This window comes from Microbacterium sp. 3J1 (genome assembly GCF_001049495.1).
In the GTDB taxonomy this organism is placed as follows: Bacteria; Actinomycetota; Actinomycetes; order Actinomycetales; family Microbacteriaceae; genus Microbacterium.
The window spans coordinates 393795-402726 of record NZ_CDWI01000014.1 but is presented as its reverse complement, the minus strand read 5'-3'; the positions used below and the strand labels follow the sequence as shown (position 1 = coordinate 402726).

The 8932-nt window shown below is 69.8% G+C and carries 8 protein-coding genes and 1 rRNA gene; all 9 read left to right on the top strand.

Features of this window, described 5'->3' with window-relative positions; all coding sequences use genetic code 11:
* Window positions 1-2 precede the first annotated feature (2 nt).
* Window positions 3-119: ribosomal RNA gene (gene rrf / locus BN2660_RS16340) — 5S ribosomal RNA — on the top strand.
* Window positions 120-193: 74 nt separating this feature from the next.
* Window positions 194-1978 carry a primosomal protein gene (locus BN2660_RS16830; RefSeq protein ID WP_255305224.1) on the top strand — a complete coding sequence of 595 codons (1785 nt, stop codon included), beginning with the start codon at window positions 194-196 and terminating at the stop codon, window positions 1976-1978.
* Complete coding sequence (locus BN2660_RS16325; RefSeq protein ID WP_091234787.1) at window positions 1978-3015, top strand: HAD-IIA family hydrolase; 1038 nt, start codon at window positions 1978-1980, stop codon at window positions 3013-3015. Before BN2660_RS16830 ends, BN2660_RS16325 begins: the two co-directional genes overlap by 1 nt.
* Window positions 3016-3077: 62 nt before the next feature.
* Entirely contained in the window at window positions 3078-3254 is a 177-nt protein-coding gene (locus BN2660_RS16670; RefSeq protein WP_176697235.1) for a hypothetical protein, read from the top strand.
* Window positions 3251-4048 carry a TlyA family RNA methyltransferase gene (locus BN2660_RS16320; RefSeq protein WP_091234786.1) on the top strand — a complete coding sequence of 266 codons (798 nt, stop codon included), beginning with the start codon at window positions 3251-3253 and terminating at the stop codon, window positions 4046-4048. The genes BN2660_RS16670 and BN2660_RS16320 overlap by 4 nt, the downstream gene beginning before the upstream one ends.
* The gene (locus BN2660_RS16315) at window positions 4045-4959 is read left to right on the top strand and encodes an NAD kinase (RefSeq protein WP_091234783.1); all 915 of its coding nucleotides are present in this window, start codon (window positions 4045-4047) and stop codon (window positions 4957-4959) included. Before BN2660_RS16320 ends, BN2660_RS16315 begins: the two co-directional genes overlap by 4 nt.
* The gene (gene recN / locus BN2660_RS16310) at window positions 4956-6647 is read left to right on the top strand and encodes a DNA repair protein RecN (protein WP_091234779.1); all 1692 of its coding nucleotides are present in this window, start codon (window positions 4956-4958) and stop codon (window positions 6645-6647) included. The genes BN2660_RS16315 and recN overlap by 4 nt, the downstream gene beginning before the upstream one ends.
* A gap of 17 nt (window positions 6648-6664) precedes the next feature.
* The gene (locus tag BN2660_RS16305; RefSeq protein ID WP_091234776.1) at window positions 6665-8359 is read left to right on the top strand and encodes a CTP synthase; all 1695 of its coding nucleotides are present in this window, start codon (window positions 6665-6667) and stop codon (window positions 8357-8359) included.
* Window positions 8359-8931: an NUDIX domain-containing protein gene (locus BN2660_RS16300; protein ID WP_091234921.1), complete on the top strand. Its 573-nt coding sequence runs from the start codon at window positions 8359-8361 to the stop codon at window positions 8929-8931. The genes BN2660_RS16305 and BN2660_RS16300 overlap by 1 nt, the downstream gene beginning before the upstream one ends.
* Window position 8932 lies beyond the last annotated feature (1 nt).

Genomic DNA, 8932 nt, shown 5'->3' with positions numbered 1-8932 from the left:
GTTTCGGCGGCCATAGCGTGAGGGAAACGCCCGGTTACATTCCGAACCCGGAAGCTAAGCCTCACAGCGCCGATGGTACTGCAGGGGGGACCCTGTGGGAGAGTAGGACACCGCCGGACTCCTTTTAGTCAAAATGGCCACCCATCGTTGGGTGGCCATTTTGCGTTTACAGACAACAAGATCGAGGAGCATCATGCCGGAAGAGGAAGAGCGCCGTCCGCGTCGCAACGACGATAGAGGACCGCGCGGAGACCGACCTTCCGGTGCACGCTCCGGCCAGAGCCGCGATGGCGACGATCGGCGCAGCAGCGCCCCTCGTCGCGATGGCAATGCCCCTCGCTCCGGTGGCTACAACCGTGACAACCGCGATGGCGGCGCACCTCGCACGGGTGGTTACAACCGTGACAACCGCGATGGTGGCGCACCCCGTTCGGGTGGGTACAACCGTGACAACCGCGATGGCGGCGCACCTCGCACGGGCGGTTACAACCGTGACAGCCGCGATGGTGGCGCACCCCGTTCGGGTGGGTACAACCGTGACAACCGCGATGGCGGCGCACCTCGCACGGGCGGTTACAACCGTGACAGCCGTGATGGTGGTGCACCTCGCACGGGTGGCTACAACCGTGACAACCGTGACGGTGGCGCTCCCCGCTCGGGTGGCTACAACCGTGATGGTGGCGTCCCTCGCTCGGGTGGCTACAACCGTGACAACCGCGATGGTGGTGCTCCCCGTTCGGGCGGTTACAACCGTGACAACCGTGATGGTGGTGCTCCCCGTTCGGGTGGGTACAACCGTGACAACCGCGATGGTGGTGCTCCCCGTTCGGGCGGCTACAACCGTGACAACCGCGATGGTGGTGCTCCGCGCACCGGCGGCTACAACCGTGACAACCGGGACTCTCGCGGCGGCGCGCCGGAGCGTGGCTCGTCGCGCTCGTACCCGCAGCGCGGGGGAGAGGGTCGCGAGCGGCCCATCCAGGCATCCGGCGATCGCCCGCGCTTCAACGACCCGCACATCCCTGATGAGGTCACGGCGCGCGATCTGCACACCTCTGCGCGTAACGAGCTGAAGACGCTCAGCAAGGAGAACGCCGAACTGGTCGCACGTCATCTCGCGATGGCATCGCGTCTGATCGACGAGGATCCCGCGTTGGCGCACGAGCACGCCCTCGCAGCATCCCGTCGCGCTGGCCGTATCGCGATCGTCCGCGAGACGCTGGGAATCACCGCTTACGCCACGGAGGACTTCGCGCTGGCGCTGCGCGAGCTGCGTACCTACCGTCGCATCTCGGGCAAGGACGACCAGATCGCACTCATGGTCGACAGCGAGCGCGGTATCGGACGTCCCGACCGCGCGCTGGAGACGGGACGTGCGGTCGATCGCACAGCGCTGCCGACACCGGTCCGCGTGTCCCTCGCGATCGCGATGTCTGGCGCACGGCTCGATCAGGGCGACCTCGAACTCGCGCTCGGTGAGCTCGAGATCCCCGAGCTCGACCCGGACCGCGCCTTCGAGTGGAGCCCGGCGCTGTTCGCGGCCCGCGCCGCTGTGCTCGAGGACCTCGGACGCACCGACGAGGCCGAGTTCTGGGCGCACCGTGCCGAGGTCGCCGCAGAGGCACTGGGCGTGGACGACGCAGGCGACGAGGAGATCATCATCGAGGACGGCCTCATCGAGGACGAGGACTTCGCTGATGATCTCGCCGACGATCGCGCCTCGGGTGACGAGGAGGCCGGCGAGAGCGGCCGCGCCGAGGCTACCGACGCAGCTGACGCAGCTGACGCAGCTGACGCAGCTGAAGACCTCGGCGCATCCGACACCGCCGCCGATGACGCTGAGGACGACGGCGAGTCGGAGACCGAGATCTCCATCGACGACGAGGTTCGCGAGCTGCTGGGGGAGGACGACGACGCAGAGGACGCCGAAGGCACCGACGCGAGTTCGACCGAGCCCGACCCCACGAAGGAGGCGTAGTGGGGCTGTTCTCCAAGAAGCCCCTCCCGCGCACCCCGCTCGACGGCGCCGATGCGGTCCTAGCCGATCTGGACGGCGTCGTGTACGCGGGTCCTGGAGCGCTGCCCCATGCGGTCGACAGCCTGAACGCGGCCGCGCAGACTCTCCGGTTGGGCTACATCACGAACAACGCCTCTCGCACCGATGTGTCGGTCGCCGAGCACCTGAGCAGCCTCGGTCTGCGGGTCGCTCCGGCCGACGTGATCACGAGCCCGCAGGCGGCCATGCGGCTGCTGGCCGGCATCGTGCCCCCGCCCGCGACGTTGCTGATCGTCGGAGGCGACGGTCTCGTCGATGAGGCGCAGAAGGCCGGATACACCGTCACCCGCAGCGCCGACGACGCCCCGGATGCAGTCGTGCAGGGCTTCGCGCCCGAGGTCGCCTGGACCGACCTCGCGGAGGCCGCATTCGCGTTGAAGGTTCCGGAGGACGAGGGCGGTATCCCCTGGATCGCCACGAACACGGACTGGACCATCCCGCGCGAGCGCGGCGTCGCTCCCGGCAACGGCACACTCGTCTCCGCCGTCCATACGGCGATCGGCCGTCTCGCGACCGTCGCAGGCAAGCCCGAGGTGCCGATCTTCGAAGAGGCCATGGCACGTTTCGGCGCGCAGTCACCGCTGTTCATCGGCGACCGACTGGACACCGACATCCTCGGCGCCGTCCGCGCCGGAATCGACTCCGCCCTCGTCCTCACCGGGATCGATCGGCCGAAGCACGTGCTCGCCGCGCCCGAGGGATCGCGCCCGACGTACATCCTCAGCGACCTCCGTGAGCTGCACGAGCCCTATCCGGCGACGTCTGTGAAGGACGGCGTGCATTCGGTGAACGGCGCGTCGGTGCGTGTCACCGGCGCCGACGTGGAGATCGTCGCGGAGGGCGACTCCCAGATCGATCTGCTCCGAGCGGGTGCCGCGGCCATCTGGTCCTCGGGCACTCCCGTGTTCGTGCTGCGCGTGCCTGAGCGTCTGTACGACGATCCGTTCCACCGCCCCTGACGTCGGCTCCCGCACCGTCGTGGCGCCGTCTGCCTGTCGGCGCCGCCGCGTACAGTAGGACCGTGAGTGATGAGACGACGAACGCACCGACCGACGGTCTGTGGAGTCGCCTGCGTCTGATCGAGGGTCAGCCCCTGGCTGCCCGCGCAGATGCATACTCCGGGCTGCACGACGAGCTCTCCCGCCGCCTCGAGAGCGGCGCGAGAATCGACCAGCGCGACACGCCGGGTCCCCGATGACCCGACTCGACGCCGCCCTCGCCGCGCGAGGACTCGCTCGTTCGCGCACGCATGCCGCAACGCTCATCGCCGACGGCCTCGTGAGCGTCGACGGGCGTCCGGTCGTGAAGCCGTCGACACCGGTCGCCGACTCCGCCGAGCTCTCGATCGCCGGCACCGACCACTACGTCGGGCGCGGAGCGCACAAGCTGATCGCGGCGCTCGACCACTTCGACATCCGCGTCGACGGACGTCTGGCGCTCGACATGGGCGCGTCCACCGGGGGTTTCACCCAAGTGCTGCGCGAACGCGGCGCCCGACGTGTGCTCGCGGTCGACGTCGGACACGAGCAGCTCGCGGCATCCGTGGCCGCCGACCCGGGAGTCGTGTCGATCGAGGGCTACAACGTCCGGCACATGACGCCGGAGAACCTCGCCGACGCCACCGGCGAGCCTGACGTCCCCGAGCTCGTCGTCGGCGATCTCTCGTTCATCTCGCTCGAGCTGGTCTTCCCCGCCGTGGCGGGCATCGCGCCCGCAGGCTCCGACATCGTCCTTCTCGTGAAGCCCCAGTTCGAGGTCGGGCGCACCGCGGTCCGCGGCGGCCTGGTCACCGACCCCGCGACGCGCGCAGACGCCGTCGCACGGGTCGTGTGGAGCGCCTGGGACGTCGGGCTCGGCATGTGCGGCATCCTCACCTCACCGATCCTCGGCACCCACGGCAACTCCGAGTACCTGGTGCATCTCGCGCCGGGGCGCGGCAGCGATCCGTCAGAATGGTCGGACCGCATCAACGCACTGGCAGGAGGACGATGAACGAGCGCAACATCCTGGTCGTCGCCCATGCGGGCCGCGAGGACACGGTGGCAGCGGCCTGGCGTGTGGTGGAGGCGCTCCGCGGCTCCGGTGCACGGCCGGTGATCGCCGCCGACGACAGCGCCGACCTTCGCGCCGTCGACCCTCGCTTCCGTGATGTCGACGTCCTCGGCGACACGGTCGCGCAGGAAGATCTGGAGCTCGCGATCGTCCTCGGCGGCGACGGCACGATCCTGCGCGCGGCCGAGCTCGTACGCGGATGCTCGGCCCCTGTGCTCGGCATCAACATGGGACACGTGGGGTTCCTCGCCGAGATCGATCGCGATGACATGGACGCCGCGGTGCGCCGGGTCATCGACCGCGACTACGAGGTCGAGGAGCGTCTCGCGCTGTCCGTGCGTGTGAAGGACGTCCACGGCGCCGTCGTCTACGAGACGTTCGCCCTCAACGAGGCCACGGTCGAGAAGGCGAGCAGGGAGCGCATGATCGAGGTCGTGCTCGAGATCGACGGGCGGCCGCTGTCGAGCTTCGGTTGCGACGGCATGGTCGTATCGACGCCGACGGGGTCGACGGCCTACAACTTCTCGGCCGGAGGCCCGGTCATCTGGCCCCGCGTCGAGGCGATCGCCGTGGTGCCCCTTTCGGCGCACGCGCTGTTCGCCAAGCCGCTGGTCGTCAGCCCCGACGCCGCCGTCGCCATCGAGATGCTCGAGGGGACGTCAGGCTTCGGCATCCTCTGGTGCGACGGTCGGCGCTCGCACGACCTTCCACCCGGCGCGCGTGTCGTCGTCCGTCGCTCGTCCCGCCCGGTGCGGCTGGCTCGACTGCATCCGACAGAGTTCACAGACAGGCTCGTGCGCAAGTTCCAACTCCCGGTCGCAGGGTGGCGCGGACAGGGAGCGACGTCGTGATCGAGGAGATGCGGATGCAGGGCCTCGGCGTCATCGCCGACGCCGTCCTCCCGCTCGGCGCCGGATTCACCGCGATCACCGGCGAGACGGGTGCGGGCAAGACCATGGTCGTCACGGGTCTCGGACTGCTGCTGGGCCAGCGCGCCGATTCGGGCGCGGTGCGCGCCGGCTCCGCCCAGGCATCCGTCGCCGGTGTGTGGATCGTCCCCGAGACGGGGGAGGTGGCAGACATCGTGGCGGATGCCGGTGGCGAGCTCGAGCCCGCAGGTGCCGGTGCCGCCGAGCTGTACGTCTCGCGCACGTTGAGCGCCGAGGGGCGCAGCCGAGCCAGTGTCGGCGGGCGATCGGCTCCGGCCGGGGTGCTGTCGGCGCTCGCGGAGGAGCTCGTCGTCGTGCACGGCCAGTCGGAGCAGTTGCGTCTGCGTTCGTCGGCGGCCCAGCGCGATGCCCTCGACCGTTTCGGAGGCGCGCCGATCGCTCAGGCCATCGACGCCTACGGCACGGCGTTCGCGCGGTGGCGGGAACTCGATGCCGAGATCGTGGACATCACGGAGAACCGCGACCGCCGCGCAGAGGAGGCGTCGCGGCTCCGCGAGGCGCTGGCGCTCATCGAGGCCACCGCGCCCGAGCCGGGGGAGGACGTCGAACTCGCAGCTCGCGCCGAGCGGCTCGCGAATGCCGAGGAGCTGCGCCTGGCTGCGACGCTCGCCCACGGCGCGCTCTCGAACGAAGAGGGGGAACCGGACGCGTCGGCGCTGATCGCCGAATCCCGTCGGGTCCTCGAACGGGTGCCCGACGCCACACTCACCGAGATATCGGCGGCTCTGGCCGACATCGGCTACCGCGTGGCCGATCTCGCCGGCCAGCTGTCCGCGTACCTCGCTGACCTCGACGAGTCCGGACCTCATGAGCTCGCCGCGGTCGAGGAGCGCCGCGCGGCGCTCAGCACGCTCGCCCGCGCGCACGGCTCGCTCGACGAGGCGCTGGAGCTGTGGAAGACCGGCTCCACGAGACTCGCCGAGCTCGACGACGACGACGAGCGGCTCGGACGGCTCGAGATGGAGCGCGATGCCGCGCGTGCGGAACTCGACGCCCTGGCGGACGCTCTGACGGCTCAGCGCACCGCGGCGGCGGTGCGGCTCGGCGAGGCGGTCACCGAGGAGCTGCACGCGCTGGCGATGCCCGACGCGCGGCTCGAGGTGGCGGTCTCGCCCGGCGCCGAGTCCACGCACGGGCGCGACGATGTGTCCATCCTCCTCGCCCCGCACCCGGGCGCAGAGCCCCGGTCCGTGGCGAAGGGGGCGTCCGGAGGGGAGCTCTCGCGCGTGATGCTCGCGATCGAGGTCGTGATCGCCGGCACCGACCCCGTGCCGACGTTCGTGTTCGACGAGGTCGACGCGGGCATCGGCGGCGCCGCCGCCATCGAGGTCGGTCGGCGACTCGCCCGGCTGGCGGAGAACTCGCAGGTGATCGCGGTGACGCACCTCGCCCAGGTCGCGGCCTTCGCGAGCAACCATCTCTCCGTCGTGAAATCCCACGACGGGGCAGTCACAGCGTCGAGCGTGCGGCGTCTCGAAGGGCAGGAGCGCGAGGCCGAGATGGCCAGACTGCTCTCGGGACTGACCGATTCCGACGCCGCGCTGACCCACGCCCGAGAACTTCTCAGCCTCGGCGCCCCCTCCGCCTGATAGGATCGAAGCCCGTGATGAACTCTTCTTCCGCGGGGCCCAAGAACGACACGACCAAGCACATCTTCGTGACTGGTGGTGTCGTTTCGTCTTTGGGCAAGGGGCTGACCGCCGCCAGCCTGGGCAACCTCCTCACCGCCCGCGGACTCCGCGTCGTGATGCAGAAGCTCGACCCGTATCTGAACGTCGATCCGGGCACGATGAACCCGTTCCAGCACGGAGAGGTGTTCGTCACCGACGACGGTGCGGAGACCGACCTCGACATCGGGCACTACGAGCGCTTCCTCGACATCAACCTGTCGCAGGCCGCCAACGTCACCACGGGGCAGATCTACTCGCAGGTCATCGCCCGCGAGCGCCGCGGCGAGTACCTGGGCGACACCGTGCAGGTCATCCCGCACATCACCGACGAGATCAAGCGCCGCATGCGCCTGCAGGCCACGGAGGACCCCCGTCCCGACGTCATCATCACCGAGGTCGGCGGCACGGTCGGCGACATCGAGTCGCAGCCGTTCCTCGAGGCCGCACGCCAGCTCCGTCACGAGCTCGGCCGCGACAGCGTGTTCTTCGTGCACGTCTCGCTGGTGCCGTTCATGGGCGCCTCGGGGGAGCAGAAGACCAAGCCCACCCAGCACTCGGTCGCGGCCCTGCGTCAGGTCGGCATCCAGCCCGACGCGCTCGTCCTCCGCAGCGACCGTCCGGTGAGCGAGAGTAACCGCAACAAGATCGCCCTGATGTGCGACGTCGACGCCGAAGGCGTCATCAACACGGTCGACCTGCCGAGCATCTACGACATCCCCTCGACGCTCAATGACCAGGGGCTCGACTCGTACATCGTCCGCCGCCTCGGTCTCGACCAGAAGGCCGCCGACGAGGTGGACTGGTCGCGATGGAGCAAGGTGCTGCACGCCGTGCACAACCCCAAGCACGAGGTCACGATCGGCCTGGTCGGCAAGTACATCGACCTGCCCGACGCCTACCTCTCGGTGACCGAGGCGCTCAAGGCCGGTGGTTTCGCACAGGAGACCAAGGTCAACATCCGCTGGATCCCCTCCGACCGCTGCGAGACGCCGGAGGGTGCGCGCGAGCAGCTCGCCGCTCTCGACGGCATCTGCGTGCCCGGAGGATTCGGCATCCGCGGCATCGAGGGCAAGCTCGGCGCGCTGAAGTTCGCCCGCGAGCAGGGCATCCCGACGCTCGGTCTCTGCCTCGGCCTGCAGTGCATGGTGATCGAGTACGCCCGTGACGTCGCCGGCATCGTCGATGCGTCCTCGAGCGAGTTCGATCCCGACACCACCGAGCCCGTCATCGCGACGATGGCCGAGCAGATCGAGATCCTCGACGGCGGCGACCTCGGGGGCACGATGCGCCTCGGTCTGTACCAGGCCGCGCTCGCTGAAGGCTCCCTCGCCCGCGAGGTCTACGGCGCGGCCGAGGTCTCGGAGCGACACCGCCACCGTTACGAGGTCAACAACGCCTACCGTGCGCGTCTCGCCGAGGCAGGCCTCGTGTTCTCGGGTCTCAACCCCGAGCTCGACCTGGTCGAGTACGTCGAGCTTCCGCGCGACGTGCACCCGTACTACATCGCGACCCAGGCGCACCCGGAGCTCCGCTCGCGTCCCACCGATCCGCACCCGCTGTTCCGCGGACTGGTCGGCGCCGCGATCGAGCGTCACCGCTCCAGCGAGCTGTTCGACGTCGAAGAGGCGTGATCGTGGGCGACGAGCTGCGGGACGAGCCGTTCGAGCCGGAGGTCCTCTCCAGCGACCTCGTGTACGAGGGACGGGTCTGGGATGTGCGGTCCGACCGCGTCCGCTACGGCGACGGCGAGATCGTCCGGCAGTACGTCGACCACACCGGTGCCGTGGCGATCGTCGCCATCGACGACGACGCCAGGGTCCTCCTGATCCAGCAGTACCGGCATCCGATCCGGCACCGCGACTGGGAGCTGCCGGCCGGGCTCCTCGACATCGAGGGCGAGGAGCCGCTCCTCGCCGCCCAGCGCGAACTCGCGGAGGAGGCCGACCTCGAGGCGGCGCACTGGGAGCCCCTGGTCCGGACCTTCGCGACACCCGGCGGCAGCAACGAGATCGTCCACTTCTTCCTCGCCACCGGCATCGCACCGCTCGCCGACGCTCACGCCCGCGAGGAGGAGGAGGCGGACATCCGCGTGGAGTGGATGCCGCTGACGGATGCCGTCGATGCGGTGCTCGGAGGACGCATGCACAACGCGCTGCTCGCGATCGGGCTGCTCGCCGCCGAACGGCGACGCGCGGGGGAGTAGT

What these genes read in the sequence shown, in the direction of transcription:
- BN2660_RS16830 (WP_255305224.1), top strand. Translation starts at nt 194, where the DNA reads ATGCCGGAAGAGGAAGAGCGCCGTCCGCGTCGCAACGACGATAGAGGA.
- BN2660_RS16320 (WP_091234786.1), top strand. Translation starts at nt 3,251, where the DNA reads ATGACCCGACTCGACGCCGCCCTCGCCGCGCGAGGACTCGCTCGTTCG.
- BN2660_RS16315 (WP_091234783.1), top strand. Translation starts at nt 4,045, where the DNA reads ATGAACGAGCGCAACATCCTGGTCGTCGCCCATGCGGGCCGCGAGGAC.
- BN2660_RS16305 (WP_091234776.1), top strand. Translation starts at nt 6,665, where the DNA reads ATGAACTCTTCTTCCGCGGGGCCCAAGAACGACACGACCAAGCACATC.